The organism is Paenibacillus sp. MER 99-2 (genome assembly GCF_023714095.1).
GTDB lineage: Bacteria > Bacillota > Bacilli > Paenibacillales > Paenibacillaceae > Paenibacillus.
Genome location: NZ_JAMAUZ010000002.1, coordinates 616,980 through 642,495, shown reverse-complemented (window position 1 = coordinate 642,495; position 25,516 = coordinate 616,980). Strand labels below are relative to the sequence as shown.

Here is a 25,516-nt window from a genome sequence, read left to right as displayed (position 1 = left end):
CTTTATTGTTGATTTATCGAAAGTATAACTTTGCGTACTTCAACTCAACTCAATACGATCTCCACGTGTACCTGGCAGAGAAATGACCAAGAACTCAACATCCGCTGCACTTCGATTCTGCATCTGATGAGGCTCACCTGGAGGAATCTCTATCCCCTCATGCGTTTCAAGCTCGAATTCCTCACCTTGGAGTTCCATATAACCTGTACCACTTAAAATGAAAAAAAACTGTCGGCTAACCGAGTGATAATGTCTTATCTCAACTGTTCCCGCTGGCATTCGCTCATGGATGATGCTCAATCCTTCGTTCTGTAGCAGATGCCATCCGTCACATTGATTCCCCCATATATAATGTGATGCATTTTGTTTGCTAATTTTCACGCTGGTTCCCCCTATCGAAGTCTGTTTGTCTATCTTATCACAGATTTCTTTCGACAATATGGGCATTAACGCAGACGATCAACTTATAAAATTCCTTTACTATTGCCCTCGTTCATAGTTATTGCTGTTATGTTATAGATCAATGGGAACAAGCGACAACTATAATAGACATCTAAATAAAATATCATGTAACTATTACGTCTGATGCTGTTCTATGTAAATTCTCCATGGATTTTCGATCTTTTTGTAAGTATTCTCAATCATATATAAAAAGACGTCCCGACCAGCTAGGCTGATAAAGGGACGTCATGTCTAATTCATCTTGGGTTAAGGCTGATTAGCCGTTCACTACTTCGCCGCCGTTGACATGCATGACCTGGCCACTCACATAGGAAGAGTCATCTGAAGCCAGATATACATAAGCAGGAGCTAGTTCATCAGGCTGCCCTGGACGCTTCATCGGCTGAGTTGATCCAAATTCACTCACCTTTTTCTCATCAAACGTTGATGGAATCAGAGGTGTCCAGATCGGACCAGGTGCAACGGCATTGACTCGAATTCCCTTCTCCACAACGTTCATAGATAAGGAACGTGTGAACGACGTAATCGCACCTTTGGTCGATGAGTAATCGATCAGGGATGGATTGCCACGATAAGCCGTAATGGATGTTGTATTAATGATCGTGCTGCCTTTTTTGAGATGTGGCATAGCCGCCTGAGTAATATAGAACATTCCATAAATATTGGTACGGAACGTACGCTCCAGTTGCTCAGGTGTTATATCCTCTAACTGTTGCTGCGGGTGCTGCTCAGCAGCATTATTCACAACAATATCAAGCTTACCCAGTTGCTCAATCGTCTGCTGCACAGATTTTTGAGCAAATTGATTGTCACCAATATCTCCAGCGATCAAAATGCATTTTCTTCCTTCCTGCTCAACCTGTCGCTTCGTTTCTTCGGCATCCTGATGCTCGTTCAAATACACGATCGAGACATCAGCACCTTCTTTTGCATAAGTAACTGCTACAGCTCGTCCAATACCACTATCTCCACCCGTGATTAACGCCACTTTACCTATCAACTTTCCGGCTGCTTTATATTCAGGTTTTTCAAACTCCGGTCTAGGATGCATTTCTGATTCAATACCAGGCTGCTGATCCTGATGCTGGGCTGGCATTGTTTTTTGGGTCTGTGTTTGCGTTGACATAAAGCATTCTCCTCTCATTAAACTGAATTGGATATTGACTCTTGTCTCACTGTGTAGGATGGCATGAACAGGACAGATTATTCTGATCTTCAATCTTCTTCCTGACAACCTTCAGCATGTTGCCTCTAAATTTACTTACCACTTCGCCTACGAATTAAACAAGCAAATGTATGGAATTGGAATGATATTACTGTAATTTTATGTATTTTCGATGTTTTTCACCGTTTAACCATATACTAGGCGATAAAGTTCGTTTTATTTTCAAAAAAGCACTGTTTCATATCGTAATTTGTATTCCTATGCCGCTTTGGCTGATGTACAATGTACAGTATACAGATAAGTTTTTAGAAATCATTACGATTTGGAGAACAGACCATGGGATCAAACATTGATTCATATATAACACTTGTGACCACTTCAGCCGTTTTGAATGTCTTTTTGTGTTTATATTCATATTTTAGAAGAGCTGAAATTCCTAGTTCCAAAATATTCATGCTCTACACAGCAGCTCTTAGCGTTTATACGTTCGGATATGCGATTCAGCTAGCCAGCAATACACTGGAGCAGATGAAATTCTGGACAGTTGTTCAGTATATGGGTATGCCTTTCTCCGCTTCACTCGGCGTGCTTCTCATGATTCAATACACCGGGAGAACTTTATCTCGAAAAGCAACCATTGCCATGTTCATCATCCCTTCCATTACGCTCTTCATGGTAGCCACCAATGATTATCATCATTTATTCTACAAACAGGTTTGGCTTGAAATCGATTCAGGAGTCCCCCTCATGAATATCTCCATAGGCCAGTGGTACGTTGTACAAGGGGCGTTTACCTTCTCGTGTCTACTCTGTGCCTGTCTTATTCTCGTTGGGCAATGGAAACATACGAAGAAAATGTATCGCAAGCAATTACTCACGCTAATCACCTCACAGCTTATTCCGATGGTCGCTGCCTTCGTTTATCTGCTGGGTCTTACTCCGGGTGGATTAGATCCCGTTCCGGTCCTGATGTGTATCACATCTGCCATGTATATCTGGGCCATTTTATCCTCACGTCTGCTTACGATCGTTCCGATTGCCAAAGACAGCATATTTGAGAGCATGCGCGAAGGTGTACTTGTACTTGATAGTTCCAACCGTCTTGTGGATTACAATAAAGCGATGTGTCTCATGTTGCCTGAACTTGAAGTGAGTATGATCGGAAAAAGGTGGGACGATATCTGGCTTGGCCTCGCGGGGGAAACCTTTCCAGTGGAGTATGGTAGAGAAGGTCTTCAGACCGACTTATACTGGCAGTTAGAAGGACATACCGTATGTTATCAGGTTAGAACATCCTATGTTTTTAATAAAGGTGCTCAGATCGTTGGAATTTTAATTATGCTGATTGATATAACCGAACAGCGTTTTCTCCAGGAACAGCTAAAACAAATGGCTTACTTTGATGGGCTTACCAAAATCTATAATCGAACGCAGTTTTTGAATAAGGGAAAGGAAATTCTGAATGATGCCAGATTAACCATGCGACCAGCTGCCTTTATCTTGTTTGATATCGATCACTTCAAACGAATTAATGATACCTATGGACATGATGTAGGCGATAAAGCGATTATTCACGTTGTCACGGTATGTAACCGTTATCTGAACTCTGATACGTTATTTGCCAGATATGGTGGAGAAGAATTCGTAATTGCGATGCCTGGCGCATCCCTTCAGGATGGACAAAAGCTTGCTGAACAGCTACGAACGGCGTTGTTCAATGAGCCGCTTGAGGTTGAAGGTGTAATCATTTCGCTGACGTCAAGCTTCGGGGTTGCACAGTACAGCGGGGAAGAAGATTCATTAGAATCGTTACTACGAGATGCAGATCTTGCGTTATATGAGTCGAAGCGTAATGGGCGAAATGCTGTATTTGCCTACAGCGCGAGTCTCGCTTAATTCACATGACCGAGCCAAATTAAACTGATTTTCAACACTCCGAATAATAATAAGTATTGCATCACACAGCTCCATTCTGGAACACATCTATAATTAAGTCCCTCAGCAATAGTTAATACATCTGAGTTGCGAATACCTTAAACAAAAGAAAACAGACAGTCTGAGGGCTGTCTGTTTTTTTACATCTTGGTTTGTATGTGCACCTGACACCAGCCAGTTCAACTTGTCCCATCGTCATTATGCTGGCACAATTGACCAAGGCCAAAAAATCAGGTTAGAACGCTTTACGTATTGTAATACTGATTCATTCTTAGATTACGCTGCTATCCACCATGAGATACACCATAATAAGTAAGAATACAGCAAGTAGTGTACTGAACATACGAATCTTGCCATGTTCTGGACTTACATCACGGTTGCTCTTCACACCTTCTGCAGCCAAACGCAGCGGTTTCCCCATGATTCCACCGATGGCAGCCATTGCAAGCAACAGGACAACCACTACACCCATCCACAAGTGAGAGTACTCCCCTTTGGTCATCAGGTAACCCCCAGTCAGAAGCTGGATAATCAGTCCATACTGAGCGATACGATTCAAGGATCGAAGTGATGTGAATGCGCCCTCTTGTGCTGCTACATTCAGCTTACGGATCCTACCAACTACGAACGGCAGAATCAGGTAGAAGCCTAACGACAGTGCTCCAACAATATGAAGCAGATACATAATCATTCCCAAAATTTCCATCCTCCTCAATAAATTCGGTGTGCTATACATCACATACCATTATACTGGGGAACTTATCCAAAAGAAAGAAAACCCCCGGTTTTTCGGGGGTTTTCTCCATATTCTTGTTCAAAATCTTTTCAAACTTAGATATTTACAACGGAAATGACATTTCGAACAGACTCAGCAGATTTATCCAGCCCTGCTTTCTCCTCAGCTGTCAGATCCAATTCAAATATTTTCTCGATCCCGCCACCGCCTAGAATCGTCGGCACACCCAAGAACAGATCGTTATAGCCATATTCACCTTCAAGATAGGCAATAACCGGAATGATGCGTTTCTTGTCCTTCAAGATGGCTTCCGTCATTTGCACAAGGGACGCTGCTGGGGCATAATACGCGCTACCGTTACCAAGCAGGTTCACAATCTCACCACCGCCAACGCGTGTACGCTGAACGATCGCTTCAATTCGGTCTGCTGGAATTAACGTATCGATCGGAATGCCTCCAACACTTGAATATCGAACAAGGGGTACCATATCATCCCCGTGACCGCCAAGAACGAATCCACGTACATCTTCAACAGATACGTTCAATTCTTGTGCGATGAATGTACAATAACGGGCAGTGTCGAGTACGCCTGACTGACCAATTACGCGGTTTTTGGGAAAACCAAGAGTTTTATACGCTGCATAAGTCATTGCATCTACCGGGTTGCTCAGAATAATGACGATCGAATCAGGGCAATATTTTTTCACATTTTCACAGACGGACTTCACGATTCCCGCATTCGTATTGACCAGATCATCACGGCTCATGCCCGGTTTGCGGGCGATTCCAGCCGTAATAATAACAATCTCCGAACCTGCAGCATCTTCATAGTTGGAAGTTCCGACGATATGACTGTCGAAGCCTTGAACAGGACTTGCCTCCAGCATATCGAGTGCTTTACCTTTTGTCGGGTTCTCCAGTTGAGGAATGTCTACTAGAACGACATCTCCGAGTTCCTTTTGGGCAAGCATCAGTGCAGTCGTAGCACCGGTAAAACCGGCACCGACTACTGTGATTTTTTTGCGCTGAATAGTCACGATTCACATCTCCCCTTACAGGTTTTTAATGATTTGATCAGCGAATTCAGAACATTTCACTTCAGTTGCTCCGTCCATCAGACGTGCGAAGTCATACGTTACTGTTTTATTGTTAATGGATGTTTCCATACCTTTGTAGATCAGGTTAGCAGCTTCTTGCCAGCCCAGGTGCTCAAGCAACATTACGCCAGACAGGATTACGGAACCAGGGTTCACGACGTCTTTGTCAGCATATTTAGGAGCAGTACCATGTGTAGCTTCGAAGATCGCATGTCCAGTTACATAGTTAATGTTAGCTCCTGGAGCGATACCGATTCCGCCCACTTGCGCTGCAAGTGCATCGGACAGATAGTCACCGTTCAGGTTCAATGTTGCGATAACATCGAATTCGCCTGGACGAGTCAATACTTGTTGCAGAGCGATATCAGCAATCGCATCTTTTACGATGATCTTGCCAGCATCTTCAGCTGCTTTTTGAGCTGCATTCGCTGCATCTGTACCCTCTTTATCTTTGATGATATCGTATTGAGCCCAAGTGAATACTTTATCGCCGAACTCTTCTTCAGCCACTTCATATCCCCAGTTTTTGAAGGCACCTTCAGTAAATTTCATGATATTACCTTTGTGTACCAATGTAACGCTCTTACGGTTATGGTCGATTGCATATTGTACCGCTGCACGAACCAAACGTTTCGAACCTTCGGAAGAAACTGGTTTGATACCAATACCGGAAGTTTCAGGGAAGCGGATTTTGTTAACACCCATTTCCTGTTGCAGGAATTGGATTACTTTTTTCACTTCATCGGAACCTTCTGCATATTCGATACCTGCATAGATATCTTCTGTATTTTCACGGAAAATAACCATATCAACCAATTCAGGACGTTTAACCGGGGAAGGTACGCCGTCGAAATAACGTACTGGACGCAGGCATGTATACAAATCAAGCTCTTGACGAAGTGCTACGTTCAGGGAACGAATACCACCACCGATTGGTGTAGTCAGAGGTCCTTTGATTGCTACGATGTACTCACGAATAGCTTCGAGCGTATCGTTCGGCAACCACTCCCCGTATGTATTAAATGCTTTTTCACCAGCAAATACTTCGTACCAAGCGATTTTTTTGCTGCCGTCATATGCTTTTTCAACTGCTGCATCCAATACACGTTTGGAAGCTTTCCAGATATCGCGACCTGTACCGTCACCTTCGATGAACGGAATGATCGGGTTGTTAGGAACCTGCAGTGCACCATTATCGATCTGGATTTTTTCTCCTTCAGTTGGATGAGCGAATTTTTCTAATTTCATAGTTACAATTCCTCCTTGATCGTTGTGTGAGTTTAGGTATGATTCATACCGCTTGTCTAATCGAGGGAAGGGTCTTTGTTTTCAACCAACTCTCGTTAATTGAAAGCACCCTTCGCCCCATCCTTCATTATTATACTGGTTTTGACGTAATTAGCGAAGCTCGACTGAAATGTACTTCTGTTCTGTTGGTCCAGTGTACTCAGCACGAGGACGAATAATACGGTTATCTGCGAGCTGCTCGAGAATGTGAGCAGTCCAACCGGATACCCGGCTAATCGCGAAGATTGGTGTGAATAACTCGTGCTCAATGCCTAACTGTGTATAGACAGACGCAGAGTAGAAGTCTACGTTTGGCTTCAGACCTTTTTGACCTGTAACCAATTCTTCAATCTTCACAGACATATCATAGAGACGTGTATCATTATTCATGTCGCCCAGTTCTTTAGACATCTTCTGCAGATGCTTCGCACGTGGGTCACCATTTTTGTACACACGGTGTCCAAAGCCCATGATTTTCTCACGGTTATTCAGTTTTTCCTGAATTGCTGCTTCAAGGCGATCCGGGGTGCCAATCTCATTCAGCATCTTCATTACAGCTTCATTAGCACCGCCATGTAGCGGCCCCTTCAACGCCCCGATAGCGGAAGTGACGCCGGAATAAATATCGGACAACGTCGCAACCGTTACACGCGCTGCAAAAGTGGAAGCATTCAACTCGTGATCCGCATGTAATACGAGCGCTTGATCCAATGCTTTTACTGCTGTATCTGACGGTTCTTCACCAGTCAACATATATAAAAAGTTTTCGGCAATGGAAGCGCCTTCTTTTGGTGCTACAGGTTCTTTACCCTGACGAATACGAGCGATAGCTGCAACAATTGTTGGCAATTGAGCCTGCAATTTAACCGCTTTGTTCTCGTTCGCCTCAGCCGTCATTTCGTCAGCCTGCTCGTCATATAATCCTAGGGCAGAAATAGCAGAACGAAGAGCTGCCATCGTGCTCATGTTTTTGGGATACAACTTGATTTGTGCAACGAGTTCACTTGGAATCGGAGCATAATCACTCAAGCTTTTACGAAGGGATTTCAATTCATTTGCGTTCGGCAATTTACCAAACCACAGCAAATAAGCAACTTCTTCAAAGCTTGCATGCTCTGCCAAATCATCAATATTGTATCCACGGTATGTAAGTACACCGTCTACAATAGAGCTGATCGAGGAGGTTGTTGCAACGATGCCTTCCAGACCTTTGGTAGCTGTCATATTACTCTCTCCTTTATTAAACGAAATCAAAAAACACTAGCCTAATGAAGCTTTCCATAAGCATTCCTGGTGTTGTAAACATTTACATTTCATAAAATAGTAAAGAAGTAAAAATTCGGGTTTTTCATCTGTCAATCGATAATTACTTATATAATCATACTGGATTTTGTCGTTTATGTGAACATGACGGAAGCTCTTTTGCACATCAAACATATTTATCAGGTCGATAAAGCATTTTTGAAAGCCTTTACACAACCAAGGTTTACATTTTATTCTACATATATAGTTTTGACGTAGCGCTGATCAAACCATTCTTTTTATTGCTATTCTTCCCTGCCATCTGGCATACTCTAGGCAAAAGAATACAAATCTTGTGCATTTTCACGAAATCAGCGTTTCAAAATGTCCTATTTGCTCTATATTAATTAGATACCTTCATGGAACTGAATGAACTATTAGATAAGGAGACGTGAGGTTTGGACAGAATTATATTGAAGCGCCTACTGCGCGGATTATGGGTTATTATTGCGACGATCCTCATCGCAGTGGCCATTTATCTGCTGTTTCCCCTGTTGTATCCTTTTGCAATTGCCTGGATCATCGCCTATGCTATGAACCCTCTTGTTAAGCTACTTCAACATAAAGCACGGTTCCCACGCTGGCTCGCTGTCACTCTATCATTGATCGTATATTTCGGGGCTATCGTACTCGTGTTATCGGCTGCTGTAACCCGTATGGTGAAAGAGGTTATTTCCTTAACTACAAGCTTCGATCTCCATGTTGATGAAATTAAGGCCGTATTTATCCGCTGGACGGAGAATGATACGATCCAAAGTCTGATTACACAGATTAATGAATTTTACAAAGAAAATCCGAACTATCAGGAAACGATCAACAGCAATATCAGCAAAACAACAGAGACGGTCGGAACCGCGGTTACGGATCTCGTCACTGGATTCTTCAACATGATTCTAAATCTACTTACTTCGCTTCCTAACATGGGTGCAGTGCTAATCGTTGTGCTTCTCTCCACGTTCTTTATAAGCAAAAGCTGGACCCGTCATAGCATCACTGTATCCGGCTGGGTGCCTTCCTCCATTCGCAAACCGATCACTGATATATGGAATGACTTGAAGAAAGCTTTGTTCGGTTATGCAAGAGCACAACTCATTATGATCTCCATTACTGCTGTATTTGTGATGATTGGATTACTGATTTTGCAGGTCAAGTCTGCCTTCACGATTGCACTTCTTATCGGGCTTGTTGATCTGTTACCTTATCTTGGAGTCGGATTAGTTATGGTTCCGTGGGCAGCCTATCTCATTATGAACGGGGATCTGTATCTGGGAATTGGCATTTCTGTTATCTATCTGATTGTGCTGGTTGCACGACAGATTATTGAACCTAAAGTATTAGCTAGTAGTGTAGGACTAGATCCTCTTGCCACACTCGTGGGCATGTTTGTAGGATTGAAGCTATTTGGCGTGCTTGGTTTGATCATTGGGCCGGTAAGCCTGGTGATTCTCGATGCATTCAATCGAGCCAATGTGCTGCGGGATCTGCGAACATACATCATCAACGGAAGGGTCCGATGAAGCGTACAGTGAGGTTACTTAGAGTATGAGTAAAGGCTCCACACGGCAGATGAATCTGCACGGGTGGAGCCTTTTTTTGTTCAAATACATATTATCATTATGGACGGCGATAAAATTTGATGCTGCCATTCTTCATCTTTTTCTCAAGCCATCCTAAGAAAAATAGACGATACACCGAACGTGTTACTGGAAACACCAAAGTAAAACCGATGATATCCGTTACAAAACCCGGAATTAGTAGCAAAAAGCCGCCAACGAAAACAAATAGTCCATCGACCATTTTTCGGCCAGGTACTTTACCTCGTTCCATCTCATTTCTGGCATCCACAAGCACTTTCCGTCCTTCAAATTGCAGCATTGCTATACCGATCAAGGACGTGAGAATCATAAGAAGCAGTGTTTTTCCCGCTCCGATCCAGTCGCTCATAAGAATAAAACCAAACAGTTCAATAACGGGAACGATGAGCAGTACAGCCCACATCCATCTACGCATTCGTATTACTCCTTTCCTGAGAGCCACACTTTCTCAAGTGCACTGTAGAGCTCAGAGGCCGCCTTATCCAGCCTTACTACCTTCCAGTCCCCGTTCACCCATACATGTTGGGTAGAGCCTGTGACTAATCGTTCTCCTGGCCTAGATTCATCCGATGACCACACTCGTTGTCCTATGCTGTCCACACCATTATCTGCAGTCACTCGTCTTATATCATATTCATAATTCAGTCGTAGACCGCTAAATGCAGTAATTCGGGTGAAAATCATAATTTCATCATCGTACCTTGCAGGTTTATGATATTTCACATCCAGCCCGGTTACGGGAAGCAGTAACCCCTGTTCCTCCATTTTACGATATGTATACCCCATTTGGCGAATCATCTCAGTTCGACCGATCTCAAACCAATTTAAATAGTTTGCGTGGTAAACTACGCCCATCTGGTCACTCTCTTGATAACGCACGCGGAGGTTCGCCGCATACCAATTCCCTGTTTCATTTTGCTTCATGAGGTTACTCCCTTCGTTATACGAGTCTGAATGTGTTGTGGTTGCACAATTGCTACATAGATGGAAAAAAGCAATGGGACATAACGCCCCATTGCTTCATTGCCATTCTTTACATCATTATTTCCTATCCAACCATTAAGCTTGGTTAGGAATTTGGCTAACTTTGATCAGGTTCGTGGAACCGGAACGACCCAAAGGTACACCAGCTGTAATTACAACCAGGTCGCCTTCTTTAACAAGTCCGGATTTCACTCCGCCTTCAATTGCATTTTCAAACAATGCATCTGTAGAATCAACCAATCTACCTTTGACAGGTGTTACACCCCAAGCCAGTGCAAGACGGCGGGAAGTTCTGTCTTCTGTTGTTACAGCGATGATTGGTGCTTCTGGACGATATTTGGAGATCATACGTGCAGTATGACCTGATTCAGTTGAAGTAATGATCGCTTTTGCGTTCAGATCTTGAGCTGACAATGCAACTGATTGGCTGATTGCTTCTGTTACAGTTGTTTGTTGAGCAACACGTTGTTTCAGATACAGCTCTTGGTAAGGCAGAGCAGATTCAGCTTTTTCAGCAATACGAGACATCGTCAGAACGGATTCAACTGGGTATTTACCCGCAGCCGTCTCACCAGACAACATGATTGCATCTGTACCGTCAAAGATTGCATTAGCCACGTCACTTGCTTCAGCACGTGTTGGACGTGGGTTACGTTGCATGGAATCCAGCATTTGTGTAGCAGTGATAACCGGTTTACCTGCAACGTTACATTTTTCGATCATACGTTTTTGTACCAATGGTACTTCTTCAGCAGGAATCTCAACACCCAGGTCTCCACGAGCAACCATCAGACCGTCAGACACTTCAAGGATTTCGTCCAAGTTGTCAACACCTTGTTGGTTCTCAATTTTGGAGATGATTTGGATATGTCCAGCATTATGCTTTTCAAGCAATTCACGAATCTCAAGTACGTCACTAGCTTTACGCACAAAAGAAGCCGCGATGAAATCGACACCTTGCTCGATACCAAATACGATATCATTAGCATCTTTTTCAGTGATACCCGGCAGAGAAATAGCAACGCCCGGAACGTTAACACCTTTTTTGCTCTTGATCGAACCACCGTTAACGATACGGCATTTGATCTCGGTGCCTTGCACTTCCACCACAGTCAGTCCGATCAGACCGTCGTCGATCAGAATTGTAGATCCCGGCTCAACATCATTTGGGAGATCTGCATACGTAATGGAAAGACGTTCTTTGGTTCCCAGAATCTCTTCTGTTGTCAAAGTGATGTACTCATCTTGAACCAATTCGATTGGTTCAACTTCGAGTTTACCTGTCCGAATTTCCGGTCCTTTGGTGTCCAGCAGGATCGCTACTGTTTTGTTCAGTTCTTCGCATGCTTGGCGAATCGCTTTGATCCGTCCGCCGTGCTCATCGAAATCACCGTGGGAGAAGTTCAGACGGGCCACATTCATACCGGCCATAATCAATTTTTTCGTGTTTTCCAGTGACTCACTGGATGGGCCAATCGTACATACAATTTTCGTTTTGCGCATTTTGGGTTTCCTCCGATTTTAAAAGGTCTCTCTGTATATGTCTTTTTCTTTTTCCAACTATTAAATTTACTATACTTTCGTTCATTTGTATAGGAAATTCGTCACATCATTCAGCATTTCCCGACAAATTATTCACAACATCCACTTCTACAGGTGGCTGAGGAGCTTGATCTGGGACTGGAGATTCAAATGTGACCGAGCCAATCTTACGGAACTTCTCATAGCGATCCTGCTTCAACTGGTCGCTGCTCCACCCTTTCATCTCTTCCAGATGACGGATGAGAGCCTCATGAATGGCAGCCGCAGATGCTTCATAATCCCGGTGAGCCCCGCCACGAGGTTCAGGTATGATGTCCTCAATAACGTTCATTTCAAGTAGATCTTTGGCTGTAATCTTCATGGCTTCTGCAGCCTGGTCTGCCTTGGATGCATCTTTCCACAGAATCGAAGCTGCTCCATTCGGAGAGATCGCCGAGTAGATGGCGTGCTCCAGCATGAGCACACGGTTACCCACGGCCAGAGCAAGTGCGCCGCCGCTTCCGCCTTCACCAATAACGACAACAATAACAGGCACAGACAGTTTTGCCATCTCCATCAGGTTACGAGCAATAGCCTCCGATTGACCTCTCTCTTCAGCAGTATTACCCGGATACGCCCCTTTAGTATCAATAAACGTAATAATTGGACGTCCAAATTTGTCTGCTTGTTTCATCAGGCGCAGCCCTTTCCGGAATCCTTCCGGATGAGCGCTCCCGAAAAAGCGGGCGATATTGTCTTTTGTATCTTTCCCCCGCTGCTGTCCGATGACGGTCACTGTCTTGCCATCCAGCTTCGCTAGTCCACCAACAACAGCCAGATCATCACCAAACATGCGGTCACCGTGCAGCTCAATGAAATCCGTGAAAATCAACTGGATTAGATCGAGGGCTGTTGGACGCTGCTGATGACGAGCCAGATGCATTTTCTGAGCCGCTGTGATCCCAGAGTATATTTCTTCTTCCAGTCTATGATAACGCTCCTCCAGACGCGCAATCTCGTCTGTGAAGTCGATGCCTTTTTCCTGTCCGAACTGTACGAGCTCTTCAATCTTTTTGCGCATCTCAACCAGAGGCGCTTCATATGGCAACTCACCCGCCATTTAGACCCCTCCTTTTTCACTATGCATATCTAGAAGCTTGGCAAGGGTTGTACGAAGTTCCTTCCGGTGAACCACCAAGTCCAACTGTCCATGCTGCATATTAAATTCTGCTGTTTGGAAATCATCAGGCAGTTTCTGACGAATCGTTTGTTCAATAACAATTCTGCCGGCAAAGCCAAATACAGCTCCCGGTTCAGCAATGTTAATATCGCCCAAGCTCGCAAAGCTCGCCGAAACACCGCCCGTAGTCGGATCTGTAATTACTGAAATATACAGGCCACCCTGTTCATCCAATCTGGACAACGCTGCACTCGTCTTGGCCATCTGCATCAAGCTCAGAATACTCTCTTGCATCCGAGCACCACCTGATGTAGAGAAAATAATAATAGGCAGACGCTTCTCAGTAGCATATTCAATGGCACGAGTAATTTTCTCTCCAACCACTGAACCCATACTACCTGTAAAGAAGTCAAAGCTCATAACCGCTACGACAACAGGTAAACCTTCAATCGTACCCTCACCTGTAATAACGGCTTCTTTCAGGCCGGATTTCAGACGTTGCTGCTCCAGCTTGCTGCTGTACCCTGGGAAGCCAAGGGGATCTACCGATACCATATCCGCATCATGTTCCACGAATCCTTGCTCATCCAGAATCATCGCGATACGTTCCATGGCGTTAAGACGCATATGGTAACCACAAGAAGGACAAACCTTCAGGTTCTTCTCTAGTTCCTTACTATATTGAATCGTGCCACACTTGCTGCACTTGTTCATTAGCCCTTCAGGTATTTCTCGTTTTGGGCGCTCACTCACTTCTTGACCTTCGCCTTGAAGCGCACGCTCGGAAGGTATGGTGGCGTACTTCCTTTTCTTCTGGAATATATCTTTGAACACAACTACACCTCTCCAGCCGTTGATTTGATTAGCCGCAACTTGCAGTTATCGTCAATGACGACTTCTCCACGCACGACGGTAAACCGCTTACGTCCCACAAGCTGCCGTGGGTCTTGTCCAGCACTCACAACAAAAAAATCCACCGGCATAAGGCAAGGATCAGCGGCTTCTGTCAGCACGTTTGATGTTACCTGCAATTACCGAAAGATTGTTGCGCAGATGCTTGAATCTATCTTGGTAGGGTCTCCGAATGCAACGAGATCGGTTCTTGTCCTAACAAAAAAAGAAGGAAGGACAGCAGCATACAGCACATGCAAGTCGATTCCTCTCTCTCCGCTTACGCGGTCAGCCCTATGTACCAATGGTACTTTCTCATTCGCCAAGGCGTGTCTGATGTTGAACGATCAGGAATGCAGAATTGAATTCAGCACTTCCTGGACTTCTTCCAGTTCCCCTGAAGGAACGCGAATCTCAAATTGCTGTTTGGATAAACTGATGGGACGGGTCTGTACCAGAAAACCTTCTTCCGAAAGCTTGGTCTTGATCTTGTCCGCAACCTTTGCCGTCGGTGCAATGTAAATCACCGTCCACATACCATGTCCGCCCCCTAAGCTAATGTTCAGAGCCCGTATATTGGACTAATGATAACATACCTCACTTTTTTTCTGCAAGAAAGGGTTCGCGATCTATCGGTAGAAAACAGGATTATAAAGGACATTTGCTCCCTAAAGACAACCGAAACGGTCAATGAGATGTTTGCATTTTGAAGCGTTTTGTACACATACACAGGTCTTCCAAGCGAATACTACATCATGGAAGACCTGCACCTCTACCTCTACAAAGGACAAATCTTAACATTACAACCTATACGTCATTGCTTGTTTATACATCACTGGGATATTTCTTGGCTTTAATATTTTTGTGTGCAATACGAGCGGAAGCAGCAGCTGCAAGCCCTGCTACAAGATCATCCAGAAACACATGAATGGCCGATCCGTGCTCATTCAGGTCATGAATAATGCCTATTTTTTCTTTGTCCAGATAACCAAAGCTAGTTAAACCAATCATACCAAATACATGTGTAATGCCAAGCGCCAGAGTCTCGTCCACTCCGTACAAGGATTCGTCCGCTTCCATAATAGCCTGTAGCGGCTGAGGCAATAAACGTTTCTCTGCAAGCTCGTCAAGGGCTATGCCCGTGTACAGCGTATACTGCACCTCACGTTTTTGCAGCACAGATTTAACACTGATGACACAATCATCCATGGTCAGTTCCGGGTGGTACCCTTTTTGCAGATGATATACAATCTCCGCGATCGCTTCAATCTGTACACCCCGCCGGGCCAGCATAGCTTCTACGATTTCATATGACATATCTCGACCTCCCGCCTCACTCCCCCGGAGAACCCCAGGTTCTTCGGTGTTCTCAAGTGTATGCAGCATACTCACAAAATGTTCATAAAAAAAGCCACACCACTTCAATCCAGCTGGTAACTATTACTAAATAAAATACAAAGAACCTGTTCATTGACATCGAACAGGTTCTTCTTATGTTGTGTAGACAGACAGGTGGTCTGCTGCCTTTATTTAATTTTGACCGTTCCCTCACCGAGCATGTTCTCCATTTCGGCAAAGAGGGTTGGTGAAGGCTTAATCCGGTAGCCGTCACTCAGTGCGAGCAGCTTCTGCTGCTGCTCGTAGAAAAGAACGGTGGCTACAGGTCCTGGATGCTGCTCCAGAAGCTGTTTCAATCGCGCGAGCAGCTCCGGAGTCTCAGCCTGCGGGCTAATCTTCACAAACACCCGCTGCTCCACTGCCTGAGGCCGACGAGCCGGCTCCGCACTGCCTGCACCGGGGCGTCCAATCGGAGCGCTTCCCGCCCCGGCTGCGTCACCCCTTGCAGCATCGCTACCGCGCACTGCTGCAGAGCCTACGCCGCTATGCTGCGCTCCGGCTCCAACACCCGCACCAGCTGGCTGCTTCGCCGCAGCCGCTGGACGTGCACCGCTGCCGGGCTTCGCGCGCCGTTCACGACTGCGTAGCTGCTGTTCCAGTGCCGCCGGTGTGAGCGGCGCCACCTCCTCAGCCAGCAGCTTAAACCCTTCGTCCTGCTGCTGCACCTTGGCGCGCACGACGAGCAGTTCACCTTTCCCGATCACCTGCTGGCTTCGCCGCCATACTTCGGGAAAGAGAACCACTTCACAGCGTTCAATCTGGTCTTCGAGCTCCATGAACGCCATTGCTTTCCCCTGTTTCGTCGTGATCGACTTCACAGACACAACCATGCCCGCTGCAACCGCCATCGTATCGTCGGCCGCCTCGGTCAGCTCCATAATTCGATCTGCACCGCTGGATTCCAGAATTTTCTCAAAATCATCCAGCGGATGTCCAGAGAGGTACAGACCGAGTAATTCACGCTCTAACTCCAACTGCTGACTGGCAGAGAAAGGCGGAATTTCCGGATATTCAATCTCCCAATTCGGTGTCTCCACAAAATCAAACAATTGAATCTGCAAGTCCTCACGTTCCTTACGCCATTTCAGCGCTGCCTCTACCGTTTCATCCAGCATGGCAAGCAGCTGTGCGCGATGACCAGGCAACGAATCAAAAGCTCCCGCCTGAATCAGCGATTCAATTACCCTTTTATTGCACACCCGCAGATCCACACGTCGACAAAAGTCGAGCAAGCTGTCAAAAGGACGTTCCTTACGCACCATCATGATGCTTTCCATCGCTTGGGTACCTACGTTTTTGACCGCAGCAAGACCAAAGCGAATGGCACCCGACGTCATGGAGCTCTGTACGTTCTCTTCCGATTCAACCGCTGTCTCTGCATCTAAGAGTGAAACTGCTGGCTGTGAAGCTCGATTTTCTTCATCCTTCGTATGTTCTGCTGTAGAAGCTGTGACAATGCCCGTTCCTTCGTGCTTCGGAGAAGATTCGGTTATTGCAGTAGATGCCTGCCATTCATAAGCAGCACCCTCTTCACCAGGCTCAGGCCCCGGATCATCTGGCAAAGGTGCATCACCGTAATGTGAATGGTCATAACCATCATCATGATGATTCATAGCTTCCTCTTCCGTAGTCTGGGCGGTCTGTGTTGTGGCGTTACTTTCCTGCTGCTCAGATGAGGTAAAGACAGGTGTAAACAGAATACCACTATCGTTCACATCAGGCGGCAATACCTCTATTTCCATCCGCCGACATTCCACGACATACTCCGCAACTTTCCGGTGGCTACCCATCACTGCTGTTAGCATGGATGCCATAAAATGCACGGGATAATGGGCTTTGAGATACGCCGTTTGGAAAGCCAGTACACCATAAGCAGCGGCATGGGCACGTGGGAAACCGTAGTTTGCAAATTTGACGATCATATCATAGACCAAGTCTGCCTCAGCTTCAGTATATCCCTGTTTCAGGCTACCCTGAACAAAGTGCCCGCGCTCCAGATCCAGCACTTCCCGTTTTTTCTTCGAAACAGCTCTGCGCAGCAAGTCGGCTTCTCCCAGGGAGAAACCGGCCATCCGTGAAGCAATCTGCATGATCTGCTCCTGATAGACGATGATACCGTAGGTATCTTTTAGGATTGGCTCCAGATCAGCATGCGGATAATCCACTGCAATCTGACCGTGCTTACCCTGAATATATTTGGATATAAACTCCATTGGACCTGGGCGATACAGAGCCAGAACGGAGATGATATCCTCGAATACACTCGGTTTCATGTCTTTCATGACACGCCGAATTCCCGCAGACTCTAACTGGAATATGCCCATCGTATCGCCGCGCCCCAGCATCTCATACGTCTGTGCATCATCATCTGGAATATGGCGAAAATCTGGCACTTCTCCATGCTCTCCAATCCAACGAAGACAGCGCTCAATTATCGAAAGGGTACGTAATCCGAGAAAGTCCATTTTGAGCAATCCGATGGCTTCCAAATTCTCCATAGAATATTGCGTCAGAGCAGTGCCCTCACTGCCTTCTTGAAGCGGCACAGCGTCTGTCAGCGGATCACGAGAGATGACCACTCCGGCTGCGTGTGTGGAGGCATGACGTGGCATACCTTCTACCTTCATCGCCATATCCAACAGCTCACGCGTTTTCGGTTTAGTCTCATATAACGTCATCAATTCAGGCGTCGTTTCCATCGCCCGCTGAATGTTGATGCCAAGCTGAGCCGGAATTAACTTCGCGGCCTTATCTACTTCACCATATGGCACGTTGAGTGCCCGTCCAACATCACGTACCGCTGCACGAGCAGCCATTGTACCGAAGGTAATAATCTGCGCCACATGTGCTTTTCCATACTTGGCCGCAACATAATCAATGACTTCGTCCCGACGCTCATCACTGAAGTCAATATCGATATCGGGCATGGAGATCCGTTCTGGATTCAGAAACCGCTCGAAGAGCAGGTTGTACTTCATAGGATCAACATCTGTAATTTTCAGCGTATAAGCGACGATACTACCTGCGGATGAACCCCGACCAGGCCCTGTCACAATGTTCTGACGGTGAGCATAGGCGATAAAATCCCACACGATGAGGAAATAATCAGAGAATCCCATGCTATCAATGACCCGAAGCTCGTAATCCAATCGCTGCTCCAGCTCTGCACGTTGCTCCTTGTCTGTCCACCGCACGGTGTTACTGTACCGCTCTTCCATGCCTACCTCGCATAATTGACGCAAATACGTAGACGGGCTTAGCCCCTCTGGAAGAGGTCTATATTCAGGCAAAATAGATTTGCCAAACTCCAGCTCCAGTTCACATGAATCCGCAATGCGAACGGTATTGGCTATAGCTTCAGGCACATGAGGGAACAAACGCGCCATGTCTTCCCCACTTTTCAGATATAGCTGGTTCGATCCAATTCGCAGCCGAGTTTCATCATCAACGGTTTTACCTGTCCCAATGCAGATCAACACATCCTGAAGCTCGGCATCCTCTTCTGACAGATAGTGAGCATCATTCGTCACTACGAGCGGAATCTCCAGCTCAGCGGCTAATTTGATCAGCTGTGGATTCACACGTTTTTGCTCCGAAAGACCATGATCCTGAAGTTCAAGATAGAAGTCTTCTCCAAAAATGTTTTTGTAACGCAGCGCTGCACGCCGTGCTTCCTCTTCTCGTCCGTGCAATAAATGCTGTGGAACCTCTCCACCCAGACACGCACTTAAACAAATGATACCCTCGTGGTGTGCCTGTAAGCTCTCCATATCGATTCGTGGCTTATAATGGAAACCTTCCAAATGACCAATCGAACATAGCTTCATCAGATTACGGTAACCCGTCATATTCTTCGCCAGCAAAATCAAATGATGTATCGGCTGATCCTTGCGACTCCCCCGCTCTTTGCGAGAGCCAGCAGTCATATACGCTTCACATCCGATAATCGGCTTAATGCCCCGTGCTACGCACGCTTTATAAAAAGGAATCGCGCCATACATCACGCCGTGATCCGTTAGCGCAAGTGATGTCATTCCGAGATCTGCAGCTTTGTCCACGAGATCCGAAATACGCGCAGCGCCGTCCAGCAAACTATACTCACTGTGAACATGCAAATGCACAAAAGAACTCATGTTATTTCTTCCTTTCGCCGCTATTATTGCAATACGCAATAACTCATATAATGAATTGGTTTCATAATACCTTTAAGAAGTCATGCAATTCATTTCAATAAAAAAGTTATTTCTGTTGCTACCTCTCTTCTAAATCGCTAATGCATCAATAGAGACCAAATACTTTATTATTCTATTTTATCATAACGTCCGGGGGCACGCCCATACAATAGAAGTACAAGCCGCCTTCCTATTCGAACTCGGATTTGGAGACGCGTACAGGGCCTGAGAAGGAGTGTTGCTAGATGAGCACATTTTTGTCCAAAGCTATTCTTGATTTCTTTATCGCGTTTGGGATCGTACTTGGCGGTGCAATGCTTGGAGGGATTGGAGCCGTCATATCACTTCAGCCGCCTACACAGACGATGCTAGATATTTCAGGCAAAATAAAAATATGGGCGCTTGCAGCGGCAGTCGGAGGTACGATTGATCCTATGCGTGTCATTGAAAGTAATTTCTTTGATGGTAATCTATCACCGGCGGTGAAACAAATCTTGTACCTCATCTCTGCATTTATGGGCGCTCATATGGGAACCGAGTTTGTGAAATGGGTATGCGGCGGAGGGCGTGGCTGATATGGTCACGAGGCAAGGTTCATGAGAATTCCGCCGTTCTCCAACTACCTTCCATTAATGCGAATGACTGCTGTTTTTGTTCTTGGCATGATTGCAGGAGCCATTGTTTACAACAGTATATTCCACCTCAGTTACAATACATTGTGGTTGAACAATCAGGAATTGCAGCTGCAACTTCATCAGAATGAGAAAGATATCAAAACGCTGAAAAAATATAGTAAACGCCAAACCGTCATCAAAGAAATTAAAGTTCGGGCAGAGGATTCTGACAAGGGGCCAGACGAGGCTTCATTAAAAGTGTTATTGCAGAAACTCGGAGATGAATTGGAGGCGCTTCGTGGACGAGACGTTTTCAACATCGACGAATATAGTAAAATGACCCGGATTATGCTGAATCAAAAGGTTTATACCGTTCGAGAGAAAGATTATATCGTTCAAGTAAAAACGATGCTAGTAATGGAAGGTGTCCTCCAGGTCTGGGTTCAGATTCGTCAACATGTTCCATCCTGACCCGCAGAAGTATTTTCAAGAATGTAAATTCACGAGTACAGCAGCAAAAAAACTGCCCTTGTCTGCAAATGGCATGATACAATAAGGGCAGTAAATGCTTTCCAGAAAAGGAGCCTGGTATTCGTGTTTATTGAAGTACTCAAATACAGCCTTATCACCATCTTTACATTGACTCTGGTCTGCGCAGCCGTAAATAGCATTCGTTCCCACCGAAGCACACATCCTGCTACCACAGGTGTCTATCGTTCCTGGACTAACATCTGGATGGGTGCAATGCTTATCGTACTGGCTCTAATCCTCATGTTCGTCTTTAGCGGTTCAACGTTATCCATCGTTGTGGAAGCGCTATTTTTGCTGGTGGGTGCATACAATCTGTTTGCCGGTTTACGCAACCGTAGTCACTATGCCCGACTACAGCAACAGGCAGAAGGCAGATCACCTCATCCATCCAGTCCGTCCGTGTAGTTATTATCCGCCAAGTATATTCCATACGTTTAAAGTAAAAAAAGAGGATATCTCACTACATCGAATACATCTCTAATCCCGTACTTCATAACGGTTGATGTATACGATGAGGGGATATCCTCTTCGGCATTCCACTACCACTCACAACAGGGAACACGACGCTATGCATGATCAATCGATTGTAGGGTCATGACCGCTTTGCATACGACATTTCCATCACGCGTAATCACAATATCCATTTTGCAGGTGCGGCGGCTTGTCTCCAAAATAATCGGGCGAACGAGGATCTGATCCTCAATCTGCACGGGTCTGACAAAATAAGTGGTCACATTATCCACAACATGGTCGTTGCCTGTCACATCCCATGCAGCGCGGCGTCCAGCTTGTGTCATGACGTTGAGGAGAACTCCTTCTGAGATGGTTCCAAGATCCGTCGCCATCTGCGGAATAATAAATCCATGAAACATCAGTTCATTCTGCTCTCCACGTTCTTCGGCGAACCCGTTCCAGATCAGATGATCGAAGGTCTCCCCAAGCTGGGGTTGCTTCTGAGCGTCCCGCATCGCCTGAAGGACTTCCTTGCGTGTGACGGAGGCAATTAATTTGCGATTCCGATCCACGATGGGCAAGAAATCAATTCCCTCCCAAGTCATGATCTGAGCGGCCGAAGCGAGAGAGGTTTGCAATGAGGCCGTAACCGGGCGACGTACTACGCATTTTTCAATGCTCTGATCCTCTTTTAGCTCACTCACATCTTTGAGACTCACAATGCCAATGACACGGTTCCATTCATCCACCACGGGAAAGCGATGTTCTCCTGTCTCTGCAACCAGCTTGTGGAAATCCGAGGCTGAACTGGTCACCTTAAGTACCTGAAGTCGTGGTTTCTGGCCGATGATATCTTCAACCAGCATAATTTTTTTCTTGATCAGTCGGTCAAAGATCGCTCGGTTGATCATAGAAGCTACAGTGAACGTATCATGTCTGGACGAGATAATGGGTAGGCCAAGCTCATCAGCCAGCAGACGTACCTCTCGACTTGTTCCAAAGCCCCCGGTAATCAATACACCGGCTCCCTGCTCAAGGGCAAGTGAGTGTGCATTATCACGGTTTCCGACGATCAGCAAACTTCCTGCATCAATATAACGAGCCATCGCTTGCTCTTTCATCGCACCAATAACATATTTATGGAGCGGTTTGGCAAGTCCGTCACTACCACCGAGCACATGCCCTTCTACAATTGTCACCACATCGGCAAAAGTAAGCTGCTCGGTCATGCCCCGTGGTCTCTTCTCGATTCGAACGGTTCCGATTCTTTCCTTGGTTACAACCATTCCAAAATTCTCTGCCTCTTTCACCGCACGATATGCTGTCCCTTCACTTACCCCAAGCTCTCTTGCTAATCCACGAACGGATATTTTACTGCCAACCTTCAATTGTTCGATATGCTGCAGCAGTTGTTCATGCTTCGTTACGTTCTCTTCCTGTCCGTCCAAACTGTATCACCCCCGAAGATGCATCTGTACTATTCTGTATCTATTATAACACGAGCAGAGGAAAATAACCCCATTGTCTCTCCTTATGTATACAACCTCTTTATTAGCTCAAGGACACCTTCATTTTTTTCGAAAAAGGGCACCAAAAAAGACCGCATCTCTTCACTCTAGAAGAGAATACGGCCTTTTCACAGTAGCTCCAAATCCTACACTACGCACCTAACCATGCTTAATCTACTATACGTTCGTTCGTGAACGACTTTTATACCGATTTACTCTGTTCCTGCTTGTCCATCAGCTTCATTTCCCATTGCCGCAACTTGGCGCGTCTAACAGCTTCAAGAGCACGCTTCTTCTCTTCATCCACACCAAGGATGAAATGTAAGTGAGCACCGATGATTAACAGGGAGAATAACACCCATACGATACCAAAAATGTTCACCCAATCCATCCCACCTGCGAAGGAAATTCGCGGCAAGGCAATAATTAACATCGACAAGGCAATCAACAGATAGATCACATGTTTTGCTTTTTTCAACCTTTTCACTATTCACAGCTCCTTCGTTCTTGATCGACTCTATATGTCTAGTCTATGAACCGGATCGCTGTAATATGAAAGGTTTGGACAAATCGTTAGAATGCATTCGTATAGCCATAAATCGATGTATATACGAGCGTATGGAGCTACTATACAGATTGAACTATAAACAGTGAGTCTCTAATTCAATCTATATTTCACCTTACGCTTCTGAGCCACCATACAAGTGACCAAGGCTATCAGCGATAATTTTGTTCACATCTTCAATAATGACACTCAGACGACGCTCAGCATCAAATAGACGACGGATGTTCAGGTTAAGGCTCAGTACCTCAAACAGCTTCTCCATTTTCTCCATCTCTTCTGGTGCAGGCATATCCCCGCTCATCATACGTTGTTGCAATTCCATTTGCTGGTCACGGAAGCCATCCAACATACGTTTTGCTTCTGGGTCAGCTTCAATCAACTTCATTGCAGAGGTAATTTCCTCCACCTCATTGCTTTCTCTCAGGGCTTTTGCCAAGTCATTGGCTTTGTCATAAATGTTCACTATAATTCCTCCTCGGATATGAGTTGTTGTTCGTTTGTTCATCACATTCTCATCGCAACGTTCATCCGTGTTAATACACGTAAATAACTACTGTCAAACAAGGCAAGTCAAAACAAGCCCTCCATCACCTGACACAAATGAAATGTATTTAATCCAATTGGGTCAATCACCAAGGGATATATGTCCTCATATGATGAAGCACATGCCATGTTCAGATGCCACTTCAATTCGAGATCAGACATCAAGTTGCCGCCCGGAAGGAGATCCGTGATGTCCAAAAAAAAAGTAACGATTCAGGTTACCGGCTCGGGCATCCTGCAGGACGACGTCATCATGCTGGGCGAAGGGGTACTCAAAGCATTAAAGATCCCTTCGGGAAGGCCGCTTCAGTTACAATTTGGCTCTTTCCGCCGTGAAGTTACCGTCATCCCGGTTCCACGCTATGACGGTCTACGCATCAATCAGACGGTAGCCAGCCAAACTGGCCTTGTGCCCCGCTCTGTGCTTAGCGTATCTTATCGTTCCGCCAGTCGTACGCTACGCCTTGGACCCTTCATCAGTGTGTTAGTGAGCCAGGATTACCCCGATCAGCCTGATCGACCCTTCGGCTCCATCACGATGTTCTGTCATGAACTGGTGAACGCCTGTCGAAAGCAAGGCGCCTATGTATCCTTCTTTACACCAGAGGATATTGGAACGACCAAAGGTCAAATGCGAGGCTGGGTGTACGATGACGGCTGGAAAAAGACCATTCTGCCTGTAGCAGATGTCGTCAATAACCGGCTGACGTCCCGTAAGCTTGAGAACAAACCTAGCGTACAGCATTTCATGAAAGAAGTAAAATCGCTCTACGGTACTCAAACCTTTAATGAAAAATTTCTGGACAAAAATGAAGTGTTCGATGCTCTGAAGTCCATTACAACGCTCAAAAGAGTGATGCCGGATTCTCATCTGCTCAAAACCTCTTCCATGCTCAAAACGATGTGCAACCGGTATCCCGTCGTTTTCCTGAAGCCTGTTCGCGGATCTCTCGGCAAAGGGATCATTCGAGTTTCCCGCCAGAACGATGGAAGCTTCCTTACTCTGGCTACAAGCGTTGGAGGTACTCGCAAACAGACCTATACTTCACTGGATAAACTGTATGCCAGTCTGTCTGGAAAAATGAAAACAACCCGTTACCAGATCCAGCAGGGATTGACCTTGATCGATAATAGCGGCAGACCTGTAGACTTCCGTGCTCTGGTGCAGAAAAACAAATTAGGCAAATGGAGTGTCACTTCCATTGTTGCTCGCATTGCTGGTGGAAGTCACTATGTCTCCAACCTGGCAAGAGGCGGCAGTCTAAGCACCGTCAAGGAAGCTGTAGCCAAGACGGCATTGTCCAGTGCAGCCAAAGCTTCAGCCTATGCTGGACTTCACACGGCTGCACTTGATATTGCAAAAGGGATTGAGCAAGCGATTCCCGCGCATTTTGGTGAACTCGGGATTGACCTGGCTCTGGATACCTCAGGACGCGTCTGGCTGCTGGAGGTCAATTCGAAGCCATCCAAAAATGATAATACACCGCTAAGCGAGAGCAAAATCCGACCTTCGGTCAAAGCGATGTTGGAATATTCAAGCTATCTCGCCGGATTCTGAAGAGTCATCTATAACAGGA

General features: G+C 45.7%; 24 protein-coding genes. 6 read left to right on the top strand and 18 right to left on the bottom strand.

What is annotated here, in order from left to right:
• Positions 1 to 39 precede the first annotated feature (39 nt).
• The gene (locus tag M3636_RS13925) at positions 40 to 381 is read right to left on the bottom strand and encodes a cupin domain-containing protein (RefSeq protein WP_251382924.1); all 342 of its coding nucleotides are present in this window, start codon (positions 379 to 381) and stop codon (positions 40 to 42) included.
• A 337-nt stretch (positions 382 to 718) separates the two neighbouring features.
• Positions 719 to 1,588: an SDR family oxidoreductase gene (locus M3636_RS13920; RefSeq protein WP_251382923.1), complete on the bottom strand. Its 870-nt coding sequence runs from the start codon at positions 1,586 to 1,588 to the stop codon at positions 719 to 721.
• A gap of 375 nt (positions 1,589 to 1,963) precedes the next feature.
• Here M3636_RS13920 and M3636_RS13915 point away from each other — a divergent pair, with 375 nt between their 5' ends.
• Complete coding sequence (locus tag M3636_RS13915) at positions 1,964 to 3,523, top strand: histidine kinase N-terminal 7TM domain-containing diguanylate cyclase (protein WP_251382922.1); 1,560 nt, start codon at positions 1,964 to 1,966, stop codon at positions 3,521 to 3,523.
• A gap of 310 nt (positions 3,524 to 3,833) precedes the next feature.
• Here M3636_RS13915 and M3636_RS13910 read toward each other — a convergent pair whose 3' ends face one another.
• From M3636_RS13910 to citZ, 4 genes are all read right to left on the bottom strand, one after another.
• Positions 3,834 to 4,259, bottom strand: coding sequence for a hypothetical protein (locus tag M3636_RS13910; RefSeq protein ID WP_251382921.1), 426 nt, complete (start codon positions 4,257 to 4,259; stop codon positions 3,834 to 3,836).
• Positions 4,260 to 4,393: 134 nt separating this feature from the next.
• Entirely contained in the window at positions 4,394 to 5,335 is a 942-nt protein-coding gene (gene mdh, locus M3636_RS13905; RefSeq protein ID WP_128101187.1) for a malate dehydrogenase, read from the bottom strand.
• A gap of 15 nt (positions 5,336 to 5,350) precedes the next feature.
• On the bottom strand, positions 5,351 to 6,643 hold the full coding sequence (icd, locus tag M3636_RS13900; protein ID WP_251382920.1) for an NADP-dependent isocitrate dehydrogenase: 1,293 nt from the start codon (positions 6,641 to 6,643) through the stop codon (positions 5,351 to 5,353).
• A 150-nt stretch (positions 6,644 to 6,793) separates the two neighbouring features.
• On the bottom strand, positions 6,794 to 7,906 hold the full coding sequence (citZ, locus tag M3636_RS13895; protein ID WP_251382918.1) for a citrate synthase: 1,113 nt from the start codon (positions 7,904 to 7,906) through the stop codon (positions 6,794 to 6,796).
• 476 nt (positions 7,907 to 8,382) lie between these two features.
• Here citZ and ytvI point away from each other — a divergent pair, with 476 nt between their 5' ends.
• Positions 8,383 to 9,501: a sporulation integral membrane protein YtvI gene (gene ytvI, locus M3636_RS13890; protein WP_251382916.1), complete on the top strand. Its 1,119-nt coding sequence runs from the start codon at positions 8,383 to 8,385 to the stop codon at positions 9,499 to 9,501.
• Between the two features lie 97 nt (positions 9,502 to 9,598).
• On the opposite strand, the gene M3636_RS13885 is transcribed toward ytvI, so the two are convergent.
• The 9 genes from M3636_RS13885 to M3636_RS13845 form a co-directional block, all read right to left on the bottom strand.
• Positions 9,599 to 9,994, bottom strand: coding sequence for an FxsA family protein (locus M3636_RS13885; protein ID WP_285858885.1), 396 nt, complete (start codon positions 9,992 to 9,994; stop codon positions 9,599 to 9,601).
• A gap of 5 nt (positions 9,995 to 9,999) precedes the next feature.
• Positions 10,000 to 10,503, bottom strand: a complete 504-nt coding sequence (locus M3636_RS13880) for an acyl-CoA thioesterase (RefSeq protein ID WP_128101183.1) — start codon at positions 10,501 to 10,503, stop codon at positions 10,000 to 10,002.
• Between the two features lie 135 nt (positions 10,504 to 10,638).
• On the bottom strand, positions 10,639 to 12,066 hold the full coding sequence (gene pyk, locus M3636_RS13875) for a pyruvate kinase (protein WP_128101182.1): 1,428 nt from the start codon (positions 12,064 to 12,066) through the stop codon (positions 10,639 to 10,641).
• A 106-nt stretch (positions 12,067 to 12,172) separates the two neighbouring features.
• The gene (locus tag M3636_RS13870) at positions 12,173 to 13,204 is read right to left on the bottom strand and encodes an acetyl-CoA carboxylase carboxyltransferase subunit alpha (protein ID WP_251382915.1); all 1,032 of its coding nucleotides are present in this window, start codon (positions 13,202 to 13,204) and stop codon (positions 12,173 to 12,175) included.
• Positions 13,205 to 14,098 carry an acetyl-CoA carboxylase, carboxyltransferase subunit beta gene (accD, locus tag M3636_RS13865; RefSeq protein WP_056695477.1) on the bottom strand — a complete coding sequence of 298 codons (894 nt, stop codon included), beginning with the start codon at positions 14,096 to 14,098 and terminating at the stop codon, positions 13,205 to 13,207.
• A 2-nt stretch (positions 14,099 to 14,100) separates the two neighbouring features.
• Positions 14,101 to 14,277 (bottom strand): hypothetical protein, encoded by a 177-nt coding sequence (locus M3636_RS13860; RefSeq protein WP_162248944.1) that lies wholly within the window; start codon positions 14,275 to 14,277, stop codon positions 14,101 to 14,103.
• A 225-nt stretch (positions 14,278 to 14,502) separates the two neighbouring features.
• Positions 14,503 to 14,691: a hypothetical protein gene (locus M3636_RS13855; RefSeq protein ID WP_017689496.1), complete on the bottom strand. Its 189-nt coding sequence runs from the start codon at positions 14,689 to 14,691 to the stop codon at positions 14,503 to 14,505.
• Between the two features lie 289 nt (positions 14,692 to 14,980).
• Positions 14,981 to 15,472, bottom strand: a complete 492-nt coding sequence (locus M3636_RS13850; RefSeq protein ID WP_128101180.1) for a phosphatidylglycerophosphatase A family protein — start codon at positions 15,470 to 15,472, stop codon at positions 14,981 to 14,983.
• A gap of 209 nt (positions 15,473 to 15,681) precedes the next feature.
• The gene (locus tag M3636_RS13845) at positions 15,682 to 19,686 is read right to left on the bottom strand and encodes a DNA polymerase III subunit alpha (RefSeq protein WP_251382914.1); all 4,005 of its coding nucleotides are present in this window, start codon (positions 19,684 to 19,686) and stop codon (positions 15,682 to 15,684) included.
• A 284-nt stretch (positions 19,687 to 19,970) separates the two neighbouring features.
• Here M3636_RS13845 and M3636_RS13840 point away from each other — a divergent pair, with 284 nt between their 5' ends.
• The 3 genes from M3636_RS13840 to M3636_RS13830 all read left to right on the top strand — a co-directional run bounded on the left by M3636_RS13840 (position 19,971) and on the right by M3636_RS13830 (position 21,275).
• On the top strand, positions 19,971 to 20,300 hold the full coding sequence (locus M3636_RS13840; RefSeq protein WP_251382913.1) for a YtrH family sporulation protein: 330 nt from the start codon (positions 19,971 to 19,973) through the stop codon (positions 20,298 to 20,300).
• 21 nt (positions 20,301 to 20,321) lie between these two features.
• Complete coding sequence (locus M3636_RS13835) at positions 20,322 to 20,810, top strand: sporulation membrane protein YtrI (RefSeq protein ID WP_251382912.1); 489 nt, start codon at positions 20,322 to 20,324, stop codon at positions 20,808 to 20,810.
• A gap of 123 nt (positions 20,811 to 20,933) precedes the next feature.
• Complete coding sequence (locus M3636_RS13830; RefSeq protein ID WP_251382911.1) at positions 20,934 to 21,275, top strand: YtpI family protein; 342 nt, start codon at positions 20,934 to 20,936, stop codon at positions 21,273 to 21,275.
• A gap of 161 nt (positions 21,276 to 21,436) precedes the next feature.
• On the opposite strand, the gene M3636_RS13825 is transcribed toward M3636_RS13830, so the two are convergent.
• From M3636_RS13825 to M3636_RS13815, 3 genes are all read right to left on the bottom strand, one after another.
• Entirely contained in the window at positions 21,437 to 22,771 is a 1,335-nt protein-coding gene (locus M3636_RS13825) for a DRTGG domain-containing protein (protein WP_251382910.1), read from the bottom strand.
• Positions 22,772 to 23,033: 262 nt separating this feature from the next.
• Positions 23,034 to 23,318: a hypothetical protein gene (locus M3636_RS13820; protein WP_251382909.1), complete on the bottom strand. Its 285-nt coding sequence runs from the start codon at positions 23,316 to 23,318 to the stop codon at positions 23,034 to 23,036.
• A gap of 193 nt (positions 23,319 to 23,511) precedes the next feature.
• Positions 23,512 to 23,859 (bottom strand): YlbF/YmcA family competence regulator, encoded by a 348-nt coding sequence (locus M3636_RS13815; protein ID WP_145047816.1) that lies wholly within the window; start codon positions 23,857 to 23,859, stop codon positions 23,512 to 23,514.
• A gap of 270 nt (positions 23,860 to 24,129) precedes the next feature.
• Here M3636_RS13815 and M3636_RS13810 point away from each other — a divergent pair, with 270 nt between their 5' ends.
• A complete protein-coding gene (locus tag M3636_RS13810; RefSeq protein WP_251382908.1) occupies positions 24,130 to 25,497 on the top strand; it encodes a YheC/YheD family endospore coat-associated protein in 1,368 nt (455 codons plus the stop codon).
• The last annotated feature ends 19 nt before the right edge of the window (positions 25,498 to 25,516 follow it).

Coding starts and splice junctions, on each gene's coding strand:
- M3636_RS13915 (WP_251382922.1), top strand. CDS start 1,964: ATGGGATCAAACATTGATTCATATATAACACTTGTGACCACTTCAGCC.
- citZ (WP_251382918.1), bottom strand. CDS start 7,906: ATGACAGCTACCAAAGGTCTGGAAGGCATCGTTGCAACAACCTCCTCG.
- M3636_RS13870 (WP_251382915.1), bottom strand. CDS start 13,204: ATGGCGGGTGAGTTGCCATATGAAGCGCCTCTGGTTGAGATGCGCAAA.
- M3636_RS13810 (WP_251382908.1), top strand. CDS start 24,130: ATGTCCAAAAAAAAAGTAACGATTCAGGTTACCGGCTCGGGCATCCTG.
- M3636_RS13920 (WP_251382923.1), bottom strand. CDS start 1,588: ATGTCAACGCAAACACAGACCCAAAAAACAATGCCAGCCCAGCATCAG.
- icd (WP_251382920.1), bottom strand. CDS start 6,643: ATGAAATTAGAAAAATTCGCTCATCCAACTGAAGGAGAAAAAATCCAG.
- M3636_RS13845 (WP_251382914.1), bottom strand. CDS start 19,686: ATGAGTTCTTTTGTGCATTTGCATGTTCACAGTGAGTATAGTTTGCTG.
- M3636_RS13850 (WP_128101180.1), bottom strand. CDS start 15,472: ATGTCATATGAAATCGTAGAAGCTATGCTGGCCCGGCGGGGTGTACAG.
- M3636_RS13880 (WP_128101183.1), bottom strand. CDS start 10,503: ATGAAGCAAAATGAAACAGGGAATTGGTATGCGGCGAACCTCCGCGTG.
- M3636_RS13835 (WP_251382912.1), top strand. CDS start 20,322: ATGAGAATTCCGCCGTTCTCCAACTACCTTCCATTAATGCGAATGACT.
- M3636_RS13885 (WP_285858885.1), bottom strand. CDS start 9,994: ATGCGTAGATGGATGTGGGCTGTACTGCTCATCGTTCCCGTTATTGAA.
- M3636_RS13855 (WP_017689496.1), bottom strand. CDS start 14,691: ATGTGGACGGTGATTTACATTGCACCGACGGCAAAGGTTGCGGACAAG.
- M3636_RS13840 (WP_251382913.1), top strand. CDS start 19,971: ATGAGCACATTTTTGTCCAAAGCTATTCTTGATTTCTTTATCGCGTTT.
- pyk (WP_128101182.1), bottom strand. CDS start 12,066: ATGCGCAAAACGAAAATTGTATGTACGATTGGCCCATCCAGTGAGTCA.